A 14,614-nucleotide genomic window follows, 5' to 3' on the forward strand; every position below is an offset into this window, starting at 1 on the left:
CTTTCAGTCGCGCAGCATCTCCGCCCCGTCATACGCGGAGCCTGCTGCGCTACCTTTCAGTCGCGCAGCATCTCCGCGACCAGGAACGCCAACTCCAGCGACTGCTGAGTGTTCAGCCGTGGGTCGCAGGCAGTTTCGTAGCGCCCGGCCAGATCGGTGTCGGAAATGTCTTGCGCGCCACCGAGACACTCGGTGACGTTTTCACCGGTGATCTCGACGTGGATGCCGCCCGGGTAGGTGCCCAGCGCGCGGTGCACCTCGAAGAAGCCCTGCACCTCGTCGACGATGCGGTCGAAATGCCGGGTCTTGTAGCCCGTCGACGATTCGTGGGTGTTGCCGTGCATGGGGTCGCACTGCCAGATCACCTGATGCGCTGTGGCCTGGACCTTTTCGATGATCGGCGGCAACAGGTCGCGCACCTTGTTGTTTCCCATCCGGCTGACCAGCGTCAGCCGCCCTGGCTTGTGGTGCGGGTCGAGGCGCTCGACGTATTCGACGACCTGATCCGGCGTCGTCGACGGCCCGATCTTGACGCCGATCGGGTTGGCGATCACCTCGGCGAACGCGATGTGCGCGCCGTCGAGTTGACGGGTGCGCTCGCCGATCCACAGGTAGTGCGCCGACAGGTCGTACAGCTGCGGCTCGCCGTCGTCTGCGGAGGACAGGCGCAGCATCGCCCGCTCGTAGTCGAGCACCAAAGCCTCGTGGCTGGCGTAGATTTCGGCGGTTTGCAGGTTGCTGTCGGCCACCCCGCAGGCACTCATGAACTTCAGCCCGCGGTCGATCTCCGATGCCAGGGCCTCGTAGCGGGCGCCGGCCGGCGAGGTCCGGACGAATTCGCGGTTCCAGTCGTGCACCAGGTGCAGCGACGCCAGACCCGACGAGGTCAGCGCCCGCACCAGGTTCATCGCCGCGCCGGCGTTGGCGTAGGCCCGCACCAGCCGCGACGGGTCGTGCTCGCGCACCGCGGCGTCGGGGGCGAACCCGTTGACCATGTCGCCGCGGTAGGAGCGCAAGCCCAGCGCGTCGGTGTCGGCCGAGCGCGGCTTGGCGTACTGGCCGGCGATCCGGGCCACCTTGAGCACCGGCATGCTGGCGCCGTAGGTAAGCACCACCGCCATCTGCAGCAGGGTGCGGATGTTGCCCTTGATGTGCGGCTCGGTGTTGTCGACGAAGGTCTCTGCGCAGTCGCCGCCCTGCAGCAGGAACGCCTCGCCGCGGGCGACCTGGGCCAGCATCTCGTGCAGCCGCACGATCTCCGACGGCACCGTCACCGGCGGCACAGTCTCCAGCAACGTCCGGATCGGCTCGACCTGCTCACGCGTCCAACTGGGCTGCTGCGCGGCCGGCTTGGCTAACGCTGCGTCCAGGCGGGCCCGCAGCTCCGCCGGCAACGGAGGCAGCGACGGGAGCTGCTCGATCGGTACGTCGACGGTCCAGTTCACCCGTCCATGGTAGCCGGGCTACCGGTGCTCCCAATCCGGCCGCGATCAGCGCCGATGCGAAAAGCCGTCACTGCTCGGACATAATCAGCCGGTATCGGGTCAGCTGGTCGCGAGCGTCCACCAGCGCGTCGTGCACGTTCTCCGACCGGCGCGGCATCCGAGGGCTGCCGTGCTCCTCCCAGAGCTGGCGCAGTTCGTGGGTGAAGCGCGGGATCGGCGGCGGCAGGTGCGTCATCGGCCCCCACAACTGGCACAAGGCGACGTGGTCGTAGGCGCCGACCCACGCCCACAGCTCGATCGGCTCCGGCCCGTCGATGTCGAAGAACGTCTCGAGGTCGCTGCGGATCTGCGAGCGCGAGCGCCACAGTCGCGACGACGGCGACGGCAGCTTGGGCAGCACATTCGTGCGGACCCACTTCCCGGCCCGCTCTGGATTGAATTCCGTTGATACGGCGTAATATTCGCCACCGTTCTCGGCGACCACCCCGATCGAGATCAGCTCAATGGTGTAGCCGTCATCGATGAACTCGGTGTCGTAGAAATATCGCACCGGCGGCTACCCCACACCGCGCCCGTCGGCGAGCACACTGGGCACCTGCTCGGGCGGGGGCGGGGGCGCTGGGTACACTTCCCGGTCCAGGTGCGCGTCGACCGTGCGGTGCGACGGCACCCGCGGCGTGCCGGCGATGGCGTACTGCAGCCACAGCTTGGCCCGCACCACCGGACGGCGCAGCGACCGCTCACGCTGCAGGGCGCGACTCATCTTGTCCAGCCGGCGCGTGTACAGGTAGCGGGCCCATGGCGCTTGCGGCCGCGACAGCCGGACGGCCCCGACGACCAGCAGCGGAACGAAGAACATGCCGATCAGGCCGGTCCATACCTTGCCCTTGAGCACGACCAGCACCGCCAGCGGCAGTGTCAACACCAGCGCGAACACCACACCGGCTCGCAGCACCACCGAGTGGGTGGTGTCCCGCCAGAGGCTGATCAGAAACATCAACGGGTGCAACCCCAGGACCAGTAGCCCGCCCACCGCGACCGCAGCGAAGACCGCGTCGACCGACGTCCGTCCGTCTTCCTCCCAGTAGACGTCCGACAGGTGCAGAATCAGTGCATACTCGTCGAGCACCAGCGCGGCGCCGATACCGAAAATGATTGCCGCCGAAGTGAATTCGGCCCTGTTGCCGTTGACCGACAACGTCACCAGCGTCACGCCTGAGATCATCACCAGCACCACACCGATCACCACGTGATGAATGTGCTTGGACCCCACGTGCAGGTTGCGCGGCTCCCACCACTGGGGTGGCCTACCCGTGCTTTGCCGACGGCGGATCAGACGCACGAAGGTACGCGTCACGAAAAACGTCACGATGAAGGCGATCAGACAGCACAGCAGCGGCAGCCGACCGCGACCGATGATGTCGTGTTCCAGCCAGCGCAGCACCCTTAAAAGCTACCCGCAGGTAACGCAGATGACTGTCCGCGACACCGGCCGAGGCGCCCGCACCGATAGGCTGTGCACCGACATGACTAGATGGCGCTCGCCCGACGCGGGCAGTTCGCGCGGGCCCGAAGCCACCGCGCAACCGAGTAGCCGGCGAACCGCCTGCTGGTTGCTGCTTGCGCTGCCGGCGCTGGCCGCACTTGGATACGCCGGATGGCGGGTGCTCGGGAGCACTGTCTACCGCATCGACATCGACGTCTACCGGATGGGCGGTCAGGCCTGGCTGGACGGCCATCCGCTGTACAGCCCCGACGTCAAGTTCCACACACCGATCGGCCTCAACCTGCCGTTCACCTATCCCCCGCTGGCTGCCGTCATCTTTGCCCCGTTCGCGTGGCTGGGCATGCCGGCCGCCAGCGTCACCATCACGCTGATCACGCTGGTGTTGCTGGGAGTCTCCACAATGATCGTGCTGACCCGGCTCGATGTGTGGACCACCAGCCGAGCGGTGCCGGGGCCCGCATGGTTGCGCCGTTGGTGGCTGACCGCGCTGATCGTGGCCTGTGCGACGCTCTACTGGGAGCCGATCCGGGCGAACTTCGCCTTCGGGCAGATCAACGTCGTGCTGATGACGCTGGTGATAGCCGAGTGCGTACCGCGTCGCACGCCGTGGCCGCGCGGGCTGCTGCTGGGGCTGGGCATCGCGCTCAAGCTCACACCGGCGGTGTTCCTGCTGTACTTCCTGCTGAACCGGGACCGCCGCGCCGTCCTCACCGCGCTGGCCGCGGTGGTGGCGGCGATCGCAGCCGGGTTCGCACTGGCCTGGCCGGACTCGCGGGAGTACTGGACCCACACCGTGCGCAACACCGACCGGATCGGATCGGCGAGCCTGAACACCAACCAGAACATCGCCGGCACGCTGGCGCGGCTCGGGCTCGACGATCACCAACGGTTCGTCCCGTGGGTGGTGGCCTGCTTGCTGGTGCTGGCCCTGACGGTATGGGCGGCTGGCCGGGCGTTGCGCGTCGGTGAGCCGGTGCTGGCGGTGATCTGCATTGCCCTGTTCGGCCTGGCGGTTTCGCCGGTGTCCTGGTCGCACCACTGGGTGTGGATGCTGGAGGCGGTCGTGGTGACCGCGGTGCTGGCTTGGCGCCGGCGCAACGTCGCGTTGGCGTTCGTCAGTGCGGCCGGGGTGACGGTGATGATGTGGAGCCCGATCGACCTGATGCCCAAGCATCACGAGGTGACCGCCGCGTGGTGGCGCCAACTGATCGGGGTGTCGTATTTGTGGTGGGCGCTGGCGACTCTGGTCGCCACCGGAGCCACCGTCGCTGCCCGGGCCGCCGCCGCGACCGCGCCTCGGGCTGCCGAACCCGCGCCGGTATCCGCCTGATCGGTTAGCCGGCCGCCGTCTCAGGAATCCGAGACGGGGATGCTTTTCCCGGTGACGCCGAGCCATCGCCGTCCTTCAGCGTCGCGGCGTAGATGTCGACGTATTCCTGATCGGACAGCCCCATCAGTTCGTAGATCACCTCGTCGACGACCGCGCGTTCGATGAAGCGGTTGCCGGCCAGCCCTTCGAAGCGGGAGAAGTCCATCGGCTTGCCGAACCGAACGGTGACCTTGCCGAAGCGGAGCATCGAGGTTCCGGGCGGGTTCACCTTGTTGGTGCCGATCATCGCGACCGGGATCACCGGGACGCCGGTCTCCAGCGCCAGTCGCGCGAGCCCGGTCTTGCCCTTGTAGAGCCGCCCGTCCGGTGAGCGGGTGCCTTCGGGATACATGCCGAGCAGCTTGCCCTCGTCCAGAACCCGTCTGGCGGTGTCCAGGGCGGCTTGTGCCGCGTCCGCGCTGCTGCGGTCGATCGGCACCTGGCCGACCGCGGTGAAGAACCATCGACTCCACCAGCCCTTGAAACCGGTTCCGGTGAAGTACTCGGATTTGGCCAGGAACGTGATCCGCCGCCGCACCGCCAGCGGCAGGTAGAAGCTGTCCATCACCGCCAGGTGGTTGCTGGCCAGGATCGCCGGGCCGGACTGCGGGACATATTCGGCTCCTTCGATTTTCGGCCGGCCGAGAAGGGCGAGCAACGGACCGAGCAAGATGTACTTGAAAAGCCAGTACGCCATCAGGCCTCCTGCTCAGCCGCGCCAACAGTGTTCAGCACAAGAGTACCGACCCAGTGTGTGTGCGACCACAGCCCACTTGCGTCTTGCTGACACGTCGACGCCGAGTAGGTCGATGTGGTAGAGACCCGCTGCGGCTATTCCTCGACGGTGACGGTGATCGGCTGGTACCGACCGGCCGGCGCTGGTTCGTCCGCGGTGTGTGCGGGGCCGGGCCCGCCGGGCGGACCGTCCGGTGGTGGCGGTGCCGGCCGGTCGATTTGGTCGACGAGCGCGCGGATCGCCGCCAGCAGCGCGACGCTGTGATCGGCGATCATCGTCAGCAACGGATGCTCGTCGCCGGTCACCACGGCGGCCAACGCGCAGACCGGGCACCACACCTGCTGGCAGGTGCCGGTGCCGGCCCCGTCGCCGACCGCGCGCGCCGCCGCCACGCGAATCGCCGGGTCGATCTGGTCGAGGATTTTCTGCGCGAGTTTGCGCAACTCCGGGCCGAGGTCGGGGTGGGTCATCTCGGCCACACCTCCGGATCGGGTTGGAAACGCACCGTCAATGCGCTGCCGCGAAGATGCGCGTCCACGACCGTGCATCGCCGCAGAACGGACGCCAGCCGAACCCTGCGCCGCACGCCGCCGGCGCCGACGATCAAGTCGTCGCCGACCCGGCCCAGGGTAAGCGCGCCGGACTCTACCTGCGGCAACTCTAGCCGCAATCGGTAGACCGACTCGAGTCCGGATCCTGATTCCAGATCCACCACCGGACGTAGCGGCCCCGGCGGCGCCGACCCGTCCCGACGGCGGGCGCTGTCCAGCAGTTCACCCAACGCCTTGGCGCCGATCGGCTCGCCGGCCAGATGTGGCGTGAGGACCAGCGCGATGCCGCCAATCGCGGCACCGAGTTCGTCGAGCACGGTGCGCTGCTCGTTGATCCGCTCCGAGTACCAGTCGAACGCCGGGTGGGCCGGCAGATTGCGGTATTCGTACGAATCGTCTTGCATCAGAATCTGGTTGACGATGAGTTCCTCGACCCGCACGCCCATCAACGCCAGTGAGCCCAGCGTGCGGATGGCCTCGGCCGCCACCACCCGCTCCGCGGTGAGCACCAGATGCGCGCCCACTCGCGTGCCGTCAGTCAGCAGGGCACTGAGCTTCTCGACGCTGACGCTGGTGCGTTCCAACAACTCCACCACCGCGGTCGACCGCGCGTCATCGGCGCCGGCGGAGAGGCGGCGGTGACGCGGCCACGCCCGCTCGACGTAGAGCGCGAACGTCGCCGGCAGCGTCAGCATCCGCAGCGCGTCCGCGGTCGACGCGCAATCGACCACCAGGTGATCCCATTGCCCGCACCTCGCCAACTCGCCGACCTCGTGCAGACCAAGCACTTCCTGAACGCCGGGCAGCGCCGAAAGTTCTTCCGGTGCAATATCTCCCAGCTCTGATTCGGGGAAGCGGCGACGCAGCGCCACGGCCACGGTGCGCCAGTGCGCCTCGAGCAGCGAAAGGGTGTCCATCGCCAGGGCGTCCAGCGAACCGGTTTCCAGATCGGCCATCACCCGCACGGCGTCGCGCCGGCCGTTCGGCGCCACCGTCACACCGAGCACATCGCCCAGCGAGTGCGCCTGGTCGGTGGAGACCAGCAGCACGCGCTGACCCGCGCGCGCTTCATGCACGGCCGTCGCGGCCGCCAACGTGGACTTCCCTACCCCACCTTTGCCGACAAAAAGACTGATCCGGGCCGACGTAGGCGCTACTGACTCACTCAGCCTCACTCAGCCTCGACTCGTTTCTTCAGATCCTTCAACGCGGTGTCGGTCAGCCTGCGCTCGGCTTTCCGCTTGAGCAGCCCGATCATCGGGATTGCCAGATCGACCGTGAGCTCGTAGGTCACGTCGGTTCCAGATCCCTTGGGCGCCAATCGATATACGCCGTCGAGCGATTTGAGCAGCGAGCTGGAGACCAGCGACCAGCTCACCGACTTGCGGCCTTTTGGCCACTTGTAGGACAGCACCAGGGTGTCTTTGAGGACGCTGGTGTCCAGCACCAGGCGGGCCACCTTCGGGTTGCCGGCGGAGTCGGATTCGAGGACCTCGGCCTCCTTGTATTCCGACACCCAGTCCGGATAGGAGCCGATGTCGGCGATCACGTCCATCACCGTGCTGGGGTCCGCGTCGATGTAGATCGTCTGGGCCGTCTTCTCCGCCACCTGGTCGCTTCCTTCTCCGCGCTACGCGGGTTGGGCCGCGTAGCCCGCCGCTGTGCCTGCGTCATCGGGGCTCGAACCTGCGCCCACCGCAGAAACGGTACTCCCCGGCCGGGCTCAGGCCTGGTCAAGCACCGGAGAAACCCCGACCGGGCGGGAGCTCTCCAGCGTCGTCTTCACTTCGAAGGCCATCTTCTTGCCCGCGACCCGCCGCCGATGCGTCATTTTCGCCAGGTTGAGCTTGGCCGGTTGCCCCGCCGCCACGCCGGTCGGCTCGGCGTGCAGAAAATAGTGCAGCAGTGCGCCGCCCAACATCGGCTCGAGCCAGATCTCCATCGTGCCGGTCAGTGGCCCGGCCACGGTCCATCGAACGCCCTGCGGCCCGCGATCTTCGGTGACCTCCAGGCGCAGGTCGGGCCACCACCTGCGCCAGTTGGACGGATCGCCGACGGCGGCGCCGATGCGCGCCGGGTCGGCGGCGACGTACGTCTCGTCGGCAATCTGAACGCTGTGCACGGCCAATAGCTTCACATACCACGGTGCCGGCCGGAATCGCCTGCTCGCCAACGGGCCCGCCCGGCTCCGCAGCCCCACCCGATAGGCTGACGCTCTGCTGTTCGCCTGGAATCACCGAAGCGAGGTTGGAAAAGAGTGCGTGAATTAAATGTTCCCGCCGAGTTCACGGTCGGCGAGCACGACAACATCGTGGCCACGGTGTTCGAGCACGAACGCAATGACCCCGACGCAGTGATCTTCAACCGTCTGGTCGACGGGACCTGGATCGACGTGACGTGCGCGCAGGCCGCAGCTCAAATCCGTTCGGCTGCACTGGGTTTGATTGCCGTGGGGGTACGTGCAGGCGACCGGGTGGCCATTTTCTCGGCCACCCGGTACGAGTGGGCGATCCTCGACCAGGCCATCCTGGCCGTCGGTGCGGTCACCGTCCCGATCTACGAGACGTCCTCGGCCGAGCAGGTGCGCTGGGTGCTGAGCGACTCGGCCGCGGTCATCGCGTTCGCCGAAACCGACGCCCACGCAAAGATCGTCACCGAGTTGGCCGGCGAGCTGCCAGAACTGCGGCGGGTGCTGCACATCGACGGTTCGGGTCCCAAGGCGCTCCAGCAGCTCGAGCAGGAAGGTGCGTCGGTCGACCCGGCCGATCTCACCGCCCGCGTCGAAGCGCTGCGCAGCGACGACCCGGCGACGTTGATCTACACCTCGGGCACCACCGGTCGTCCAAAGGGGTGCCAGCTGACGCACGCGAACCTGGTCTACGAGACCCGCGGCACCAAAGAAGTGCTGCCAACGCTGCTGACCAAGGGTGAGCGACTGCTGATCTTCTTGCCGCTGGCGCACGTGCTGGCCCGCGCGCTGACGTTGAGCGCGTTCCACAACAAGGTCGTCGTCGGATTTACCAGCGACATCAAGAATCTGGTGCCGATGTTCGGGGTGTTCAAGCCGACGGTCGTGGTCTCGGTGCCCCGGGTGTTCGAGAAGATCTACAACACCACTGCACAGAACGCCGCCAGCGACGGCAAGGGCCGCATCTTCGAGATGGCCGCGCAGACCGCCGTCGACTGGAGCGAAGCGTCCGATCGCGGCGGCCCCGGCCTCCTGTTGCGGGCCAAGCACGCGCTGTTCGACAAGCTGGTCTACCACAAGCTGCGCGCCGCGCTCGGCGGCGACTGCCATGCGTCCGTCTCCGGCGGCGCGCCGCTGGGCGCCCGGCTGGGCCACTTCTACCGCGGCGTCGGCCTGACCGTCTACGAAGGCTACGGGCTGACCGAGACGAGCGCGGCGATCACCGTCAACCAGGTCAACGCCCTCAAGATCGGCACGGTCGGAAAGTTGGTGCCCGGCAACAGCATGCGCATTGCCGGCGACGGCGAGCTACTGGTGCGCGGCGGCGTGGTGTGCCGCGGCTACTGGCACAACGACCAGGCCACCAGCGAGTCCTTCGAAGACGGCTGGTTCAAGACCGGCGATCTGGGCGCGGTCGACGAGGACGGGTTCCTGACAATCACCGGCCGCAAGAAGGAAATCATCGTCACCGCCGGCGGAAAGAACGTCGCCCCGGCCGGGTTGGAAGACCGGCTGCGGTCGCACCCGTTGATCAGTCAGGCGATGGTGGTCGGCGACGCCAAACCGTTCGTCGGCGCGCTGATCACCATCGACCCCGAGGCGATCGAGGGATGGAAGCAGCGCAACGGCAAGCCCGCCGGCGCTTCGGTGGGCGAGCTGGCCGGAGACCCCGACCTGCTCGCCGAGGTGGACACGGCCGTCAAGCAGGCCAATCTGTCTGTCTCGCATGCGGAGTCGATACGTAAGTTCCGCATTCTGCCGGTCGACTTCACCGAGGACACTGGGGAGCTGACCCCGACGCTGAAGGTGAAGCGCAAGGTGGTTGCCCAGAAATTCGCCGACGACATTGAGGCGATCTACGCCAAGGACTAGCCGCGGATCAGGCCGGACAGTCGCCCGGCCAGATCGTCCGATCGCCACTGTGCGGTGACCCATTCCCGGCCGGCGGCGCCCATCGCGGCGGCACGGTCCGGGTCGGCCAGCAATTCGCTGACGGCCTCGGCGATCTGCTGCACCGACGTGCCGTCGACCACCATCCCAGTCTTGTTGTGCTGTACCGTTTCCGGTGCGCCGCCGGAGGATCCGGCGACAACCGGAACACCGGTTGCCGACGCTTCCAGGAAGACGATGCCCAGCCCCTCCACGTCCAGGCCGGCGCCGCGCGTGCGACACGGCATCGCGAACACGTCGGCCATCGCGTGGTGAGCGGGTAGTTCGGCGAACGGAACGCCGCCGGTGAACGTGACGTGATCGGTGACACCGGACCGTTCGGCCAGTCCGCGCAGCGTGTCCAGGTACGGACCGCCGCCGACGATGACGAGTGCGGCGCCGTCCACCCGCTGCCTGATCGCGGGTAACGCCCGGATCAACATGTCCTGGCCTTTGCGCGGCACCAACCGCGACAGGCACAGCACCGTGGGCCGCTCGCCCAAGCCGTAGCGGTTGCGCATCTCGGCGCGGCGGGCCGGCTCAGGCCGGAATCGCTCGGTGTCGACACCGGGCGGCAGGTGTTCCAGAGCCGCGTGCGGTCCGAACGCCGAGGCGAAGCGCCCTCGCGTGTAACGGCTGACGTAGGTGACCACATCGCTGTCATCGCCGATTCGGCGCAGCACCGAGCGGGCGCCCGGCAGCATCGACCACCCCACCTCGTGGCCGTGCGTGCTCGCCAGCACGCGACGCGCCCCGGCCTGCCGAGCACGCTGGGCCAGCAGAGCCAACGGCGCGGCGGCACCGAACCAGACCGTGTCGATGTCGTTCTCGGCGATCAGCCGTCGCATCCGGGCGTCGACACTGGGTACCGGCAACATCAGCGTCCCGGGATGCCGCACGACTCGGTAGCCGTCGGTCCGGGCATCGAAAGCGTCGGCGTCCTTCCACTGCGGCGCATACACCGTCAGCGTGTGCTCCCCCGCAGCAGCCAGCCGTCTCACCAAGTCGACCAGATAGGACTGGATACCGCCGCGCCGAGGCGGAAAGTCGTTGGTTACCAGCAGGACCCGAGACACCTCCGAAGGCTAGCCTGATGCTCAGCGGGTGGGCTGACGGGTCAGCCACTGCCGCCAATCGGCGAGTATCCCGGCGTCGTCGGTGCCGAGCACATCGTGGACCGCGGTGGGCAGATCGGTGTGTCGACCGCCGCATGCGGCGACGTAGAGCGCACGCAGTGTCGGCGCTCCGCGGGTGTCGGCGACGAAGACCGCGAACAGCCAGGCGCGGTCGTAAGCCTGCGACCGCGCCGGCCCCGGAGCGGCGAGGTCGGAGTCGGACGGCAGGGCGGTGGGAGGCGCGATCTCCGGTACCGGGCCGTGCGGCCGGGCGACGTAGTCCGCGACGCCTTCGACGAGCCAACGGGGTGCGTCCAACGCCGTGTCCGTGCGGGTGGCGTAGTGAAAAAGCTCGTGGGTCAACACGATTCGCAGCGCACGCGCACTCATGTCCGCCGCGCCGGGCGCGAAGACGATCCGCTGTCCGAGCGCGATCCGCCGGGCCGTGTCGACTCGGTCGGCGACGGCGATCGCGGCGATATCGGCCCACTGCGCGCCGGGCCCGCCGCCGGCCTTCGCCTCGAACTGCCGCCCGGTGCCGGTAGCGACCACGTCGATGTCGCGTGGCCAGTCACCGCCCCAGAACGTATCCACCGCGTCGATTGCCGGGCCGATGTCCGCGGCTACGCGGGTCAGCAGGGCCTGCTGCTGCGGTCCGCCCAGGTTGGTCATTCGCACGTTGCGGTGGCCGACGTCGAGACGCTGCGTCGTGCGGGCGGACGGCGGCGGCGATGGCTCGTGGCTCGGTCGGGTCGCCACCATGGCGCCGACGATCACCTCGACGAGCAAGACGTAGGCCAGCAACCGGCGCCTTTCGCCGCGGGTCAGTATCGGCGGGCGTCGTAGATCGGACCGGAGGAGTTCATCGGCACTACCCGCACCGGCACGCCATAGGTGGACGAGTGGACCATCAGGCCGTCCCCGATGTAGAGGCCGGCGTGCGACGCGTCGGAGTAGAAGGTCAGCACGTCACCGGGCTGCAGATCCGACAGCGCCACCGGCTGTCCGCCGTGCGCCAACGCCTGGCTGGAGTGCGGCAGCGCGATTCCGGCCTGCTGAAACGCCCACATCACCAGACCCGAACAGTCGAATCCACCCGGCGAAGAGCCACCCCACGAGTAGGGGTCGCCGACCCGCGTCAGCGCGGCCTGAACCGCGATCGCGCCCTGATCGGAGCCGGGTCCGGGACCGCCGGGCTGTCCGCCACCGGGCGGCAGCGCCGCCGGGGCGGGTGCGGTAGCGGCGGCCACCGTGGCCGGCGGCGGAGGCGGCCCGGGCGCGGCCAACTCGGTGCGCTCGTTCGGGCTCAGCGCGAGGTACTGGGATTTGACGATGTTGACCTGCAGTTGTAACCGGCTCTGCTTGGACTGCAGATTCGCGCGCACGGAAGCGGCCTGCTCTGCTGCCGTCTTGGCGTCGGCTGCCGACTTCGCCGATTCCTGCTCAGCTTTGGCGGCCTCTTCGCGGGCGGCGCGGTAGATCGCCACCTGCTGCAGCATCGCGGTGGAGATCACCCGCGAGACAGCCAACTTGCCGATCAATTGCTGCGGCGACTCCGCGGTCAGGATCGCGTTCATACCGTCGGTGCGACCGCCCATGTACATTGCGGCGGCAAACTTATCGACACCGGTCTGGAAAGTTGCCAGCGTCGACTTCGCGGCATCCACCGCGACCATGTCGTCGGTGTGCTTCTTGTCGGCGGCCTGCTGCGCAGCTAGCTTGTTGTTGAGGTCGAGTTGCGCGCTGTGCATCGCTTCGGTGGTCTGCTCGGCCTGCCTGGACAACTCGCTGAGCTTTGCCATCGCGTCGTTGGCGGGATCAGCCAGCACATCGCTGGCGGCCACTCCTGAGAGAGCGACGTATCCGGCCAGCACTCCGACCAACAAGCGCTGAGCGACGCGCAAAGAAACGCGTTCACCTTTGAGCCTTTTTCGCAAAAGCTTGCATCCTTATAACCCATCGGCACAGCTGCCGAATCTGCTTTAGGTCTGGGATAGGTTACGAAACGGCTTCCAGGTTGTCCAACTCTGAGTTGTTAAGAAAACAGCAAGATTTCATGCTAACGCCGTTAGGCAACACCGGACCGCCGCCGCTGGATGGGCACCAGACGCAGTCGCGGTGCCATCCCCGCGTCGGCAAGCGCCTCGAGCGCCGCGCGCTCGTCTGCCAGCAAAGTTTCCGGTACCCCGAGTATCACGCTGACGACACAATCACGGCATCCGGGACCCCGGACCGCGCAGTCGTCACAGTCGATGACCACCGGTTCTGTCGACTCGGGCGAAACAACCGCCGTCCGTTCAGGCTCGCTGCGCAGCGCCATCTGGCTGCCCCTTTCCGTCTTCTCGATCGGTCTCGTTTCAGACGCTAGCCGCGGGCACCGACAAGTCTCCGGCGCGCGACCCGGCTGGGGTGCCGTCGACGCGCAACGCGCCCCCGCAAAGTCCGGGCCGTGTCGGTACGACTGGTTAGTCTCGCCGCCATGGGCGCCCCCGCTGCCGAGCAGCTGAGCCTCCCCGATCTGGACGGGGCGAACGAAATGTCACTGCGCGAAACCACTTTCGTCGTTGTCGACCTGGAGACCACCGGCGGCCGAATGACGGGCCGTGACGGTAAGCCCGCTGACGCGATCACCGAGATCGGCGCGGTGAAGGTGCGCGGTGGCGTGGTGCTGGGCGAGTTCGCCACCCTGGTCGACCCGCAGCGCAGCATCCCGCCGCAGATCGTTGCGCTGACCGGCATCACCACGGCGATGGTGTGCGACGCCCCGAGAATGGCCGCAGTGTTGCCGATGTTCCTGGAGTTCGCCCACGGCGCGGTGCTGGTCGCCCACAACGCCCGGTTCGACCTGGGCTTCCTGCGGGCCGCCGCCGATCAGTGCGGCATCCGGTGGACGCGGCCGCAGACGCTGTGCACCGTCGCGTTGGCCCGCCGCGTCTTGAGTCGCGACGAGGCGCCCAGTGTGCGGCTGGCGGCGCTGGCGAAACTGTTCGCCGTCGCCAGCGAGCCGACCCACCGGGCGCTCGACGACGCCCGCGCCACCGTCGAGGTGTTGCACGCGCTGATCGAACGGGTCGGCAACCAGGGCGTGCACAGTTACGCCGAACTGCGGTCCTATCTACCGAATGTGCCACCGGCGCAACGCCGCAAACGGGTGCTCGCCGATCACCTGCCCCGCCGGCCCGGGATCTATGTGTTCCACGGGCCGGCCGACGAGGTGCTCTACGTCGGCACCGCAAGCAATCTGCGACGCAGGGTGAACCAGTATTTCACCGGCTCGGATCCGCGGACCCGGATGAAAGAGATGGTCGCGCTGGCCACCAGGGTCGAGCACGTCGAATGCGCGCACACGCTGGAAGCCGGTGTGCGGGAGCTGCGGATGCTGAGCGCCCACGCGCCGCCGTACAACCGCCGGTCGAAATTCCCGCAACGCTGGTGGTGGCTGGTGCTGAGCGACGAGGCCTTCCCCCGGTTTTCGCCGACCCGCACGCCGCGCCACGACCGCGCGGTGGGCCCGTTCCGGTCCCGTGCCGACGCCGTCGACACCGCCGACCTGCTGGCCCGCTTCACCGGCATACGCACCTGCACCACGCGGCTGGCCCGCGCGGCGCTGCACGGGCCGGCCTGCCCACGGCGTGAAGTCTCGCCGTGCCCCGCGGCCCGTGACATCACCGCCGCGCAATACGGTCCGACGGCGATCAGCGCCGCGGCGCTGATCGCCGGCCGGGAGAATGCGACGCTGGCGGCGGCCGCTGGGCGGATCGCCGAGCTCGCCGG

At 68.0% G+C, this 14,614-nt stretch carries 15 protein-coding genes; 3 read left to right on the top strand and 12 right to left on the bottom strand.

Annotated elements, in window-relative coordinates; all coding sequences use genetic code 11:
* Positions 1 to 56: 56 nt before the first annotated feature.
* The 3 genes from ABDV69_RS11020 to ABDV69_RS11030 form a co-directional block, all read right to left on the bottom strand.
* Positions 57 to 1,445: a 3-deoxy-7-phosphoheptulonate synthase class II gene (locus ABDV69_RS11020; RefSeq protein WP_343574121.1), complete on the bottom strand. Its 1,389-nt coding sequence runs from the start codon at positions 1,443 to 1,445 to the stop codon at positions 57 to 59.
* A gap of 67 nt (positions 1,446 to 1,512) precedes the next feature.
* Positions 1,513 to 1,995 carry a polyadenylate-specific 3'-exoribonuclease AS gene (locus tag ABDV69_RS11025; protein ID WP_343574123.1) on the bottom strand — a complete coding sequence of 161 codons (483 nt, stop codon included), beginning with the start codon at positions 1,993 to 1,995 and terminating at the stop codon, positions 1,513 to 1,515.
* Positions 1,996 to 2,001: 6 nt separating this feature from the next.
* Positions 2,002 to 2,889 (bottom strand): hypothetical protein, encoded by an 888-nt coding sequence (locus ABDV69_RS11030; RefSeq protein ID WP_343574124.1) that lies wholly within the window; start codon positions 2,887 to 2,889, stop codon positions 2,002 to 2,004.
* A gap of 82 nt (positions 2,890 to 2,971) precedes the next feature.
* Here ABDV69_RS11030 and ABDV69_RS11035 point away from each other — a divergent pair, with 82 nt between their 5' ends.
* The gene (locus tag ABDV69_RS11035) at positions 2,972 to 4,282 is read left to right on the top strand and encodes a glycosyltransferase 87 family protein (protein ID WP_343574125.1); all 1,311 of its coding nucleotides are present in this window, start codon (positions 2,972 to 2,974) and stop codon (positions 4,280 to 4,282) included.
* Between the two features lie 4 nt (positions 4,283 to 4,286).
* Here ABDV69_RS11035 and ABDV69_RS11040 read toward each other — a convergent pair whose 3' ends face one another.
* The 5 genes from ABDV69_RS11040 to ABDV69_RS11060 form a co-directional block, all read right to left on the bottom strand.
* A complete protein-coding gene (locus tag ABDV69_RS11040) occupies positions 4,287 to 5,018 on the bottom strand; it encodes a lysophospholipid acyltransferase family protein (RefSeq protein WP_343574127.1) in 732 nt (243 codons plus the stop codon).
* Positions 5,019 to 5,152: 134 nt separating this feature from the next.
* A complete protein-coding gene (locus tag ABDV69_RS11045; RefSeq protein WP_343574128.1) occupies positions 5,153 to 5,527 on the bottom strand; it encodes a hypothetical protein in 375 nt (124 codons plus the stop codon).
* The gene (locus ABDV69_RS11050; RefSeq protein WP_343574159.1) at positions 5,524 to 6,777 is read right to left on the bottom strand and encodes an ArsA family ATPase; all 1,254 of its coding nucleotides are present in this window, start codon (positions 6,775 to 6,777) and stop codon (positions 5,524 to 5,526) included. The genes ABDV69_RS11045 and ABDV69_RS11050 overlap by 4 nt, the downstream gene beginning before the upstream one ends.
* 2 nt (positions 6,778 to 6,779) lie before the next feature.
* Positions 6,780 to 7,217: an SRPBCC family protein gene (locus ABDV69_RS11055; protein ID WP_343574130.1), complete on the bottom strand. Its 438-nt coding sequence runs from the start codon at positions 7,215 to 7,217 to the stop codon at positions 6,780 to 6,782.
* A gap of 114 nt (positions 7,218 to 7,331) precedes the next feature.
* Positions 7,332 to 7,730 (bottom strand): polyketide cyclase / dehydrase and lipid transport, encoded by a 399-nt coding sequence (locus tag ABDV69_RS11060; RefSeq protein ID WP_343574133.1) that lies wholly within the window; start codon positions 7,728 to 7,730, stop codon positions 7,332 to 7,334.
* A gap of 135 nt (positions 7,731 to 7,865) precedes the next feature.
* Between ABDV69_RS11060 and ABDV69_RS11065 the strand changes: the two genes are divergently transcribed.
* On the top strand, positions 7,866 to 9,668 hold the full coding sequence (locus ABDV69_RS11065; protein WP_343574136.1) for a long-chain fatty acid--CoA ligase: 1,803 nt from the start codon (positions 7,866 to 7,868) through the stop codon (positions 9,666 to 9,668).
* Here the strand turns inward: ABDV69_RS11065 and ABDV69_RS11070 are convergent.
* The 4 genes from ABDV69_RS11070 to ABDV69_RS11085 form a co-directional block, all read right to left on the bottom strand.
* Positions 9,665 to 10,801, bottom strand: a complete 1,137-nt coding sequence (locus tag ABDV69_RS11070) for a glycosyltransferase family 4 protein (protein WP_343574138.1) — start codon at positions 10,799 to 10,801, stop codon at positions 9,665 to 9,667. The genes ABDV69_RS11065 and ABDV69_RS11070 overlap by 4 nt on opposite strands.
* A gap of 21 nt (positions 10,802 to 10,822) precedes the next feature.
* Positions 10,823 to 11,602, bottom strand: a complete 780-nt coding sequence (locus ABDV69_RS11075; protein WP_343574160.1) for a basic secretory protein-like protein — start codon at positions 11,600 to 11,602, stop codon at positions 10,823 to 10,825.
* A 62-nt stretch (positions 11,603 to 11,664) separates the two neighbouring features.
* Positions 11,665 to 12,723 carry a peptidoglycan hydrolase RipC gene (ripC, locus tag ABDV69_RS11080; protein WP_343574162.1) on the bottom strand — a complete coding sequence of 353 codons (1,059 nt, stop codon included), beginning with the start codon at positions 12,721 to 12,723 and terminating at the stop codon, positions 11,665 to 11,667.
* Positions 12,724 to 12,908: 185 nt separating this feature from the next.
* Positions 12,909 to 13,160 carry a hypothetical protein gene (locus ABDV69_RS11085; protein WP_343574140.1) on the bottom strand — a complete coding sequence of 84 codons (252 nt, stop codon included), beginning with the start codon at positions 13,158 to 13,160 and terminating at the stop codon, positions 12,909 to 12,911.
* A 159-nt stretch (positions 13,161 to 13,319) separates the two neighbouring features.
* Between ABDV69_RS11085 and ABDV69_RS11090 the strand changes: the two genes are divergently transcribed.
* Positions 13,320 to 14,614 (top strand): DEDD exonuclease domain-containing protein (locus tag ABDV69_RS11090; RefSeq protein ID WP_343574143.1); only part of this gene is annotated, 1,295 nt, incomplete at its 3' end.

The organism is Mycobacterium sp. (assembly GCF_039583785.1).
In the GTDB taxonomy this organism is placed as follows: domain Bacteria; phylum Actinomycetota; class Actinomycetes; order Mycobacteriales; family Mycobacteriaceae; genus Mycobacterium.

Excerpts from the sequence above, each read along its gene's own strand:
- ABDV69_RS11085 (WP_343574140.1), bottom strand. The coding sequence starts at position 13,160 with ATGGCGCTGCGCAGCGAGCCTGAACGGACGGCGGTTGTTTCGCCCGAG.
- ABDV69_RS11035 (WP_343574125.1), top strand. The coding sequence starts at position 2,972 with ATGACTAGATGGCGCTCGCCCGACGCGGGCAGTTCGCGCGGGCCCGAA.
- ABDV69_RS11040 (WP_343574127.1), bottom strand. The coding sequence starts at position 5,018 with ATGGCGTACTGGCTTTTCAAGTACATCTTGCTCGGTCCGTTGCTCGCC.
- ABDV69_RS11075 (WP_343574160.1), bottom strand. The coding sequence starts at position 11,602 with ATGGTGGCGACCCGACCGAGCCACGAGCCATCGCCGCCGCCGTCCGCC.
- ABDV69_RS11045 (WP_343574128.1), bottom strand. The coding sequence starts at position 5,527 with ATGACCCACCCCGACCTCGGCCCGGAGTTGCGCAAACTCGCGCAGAAA.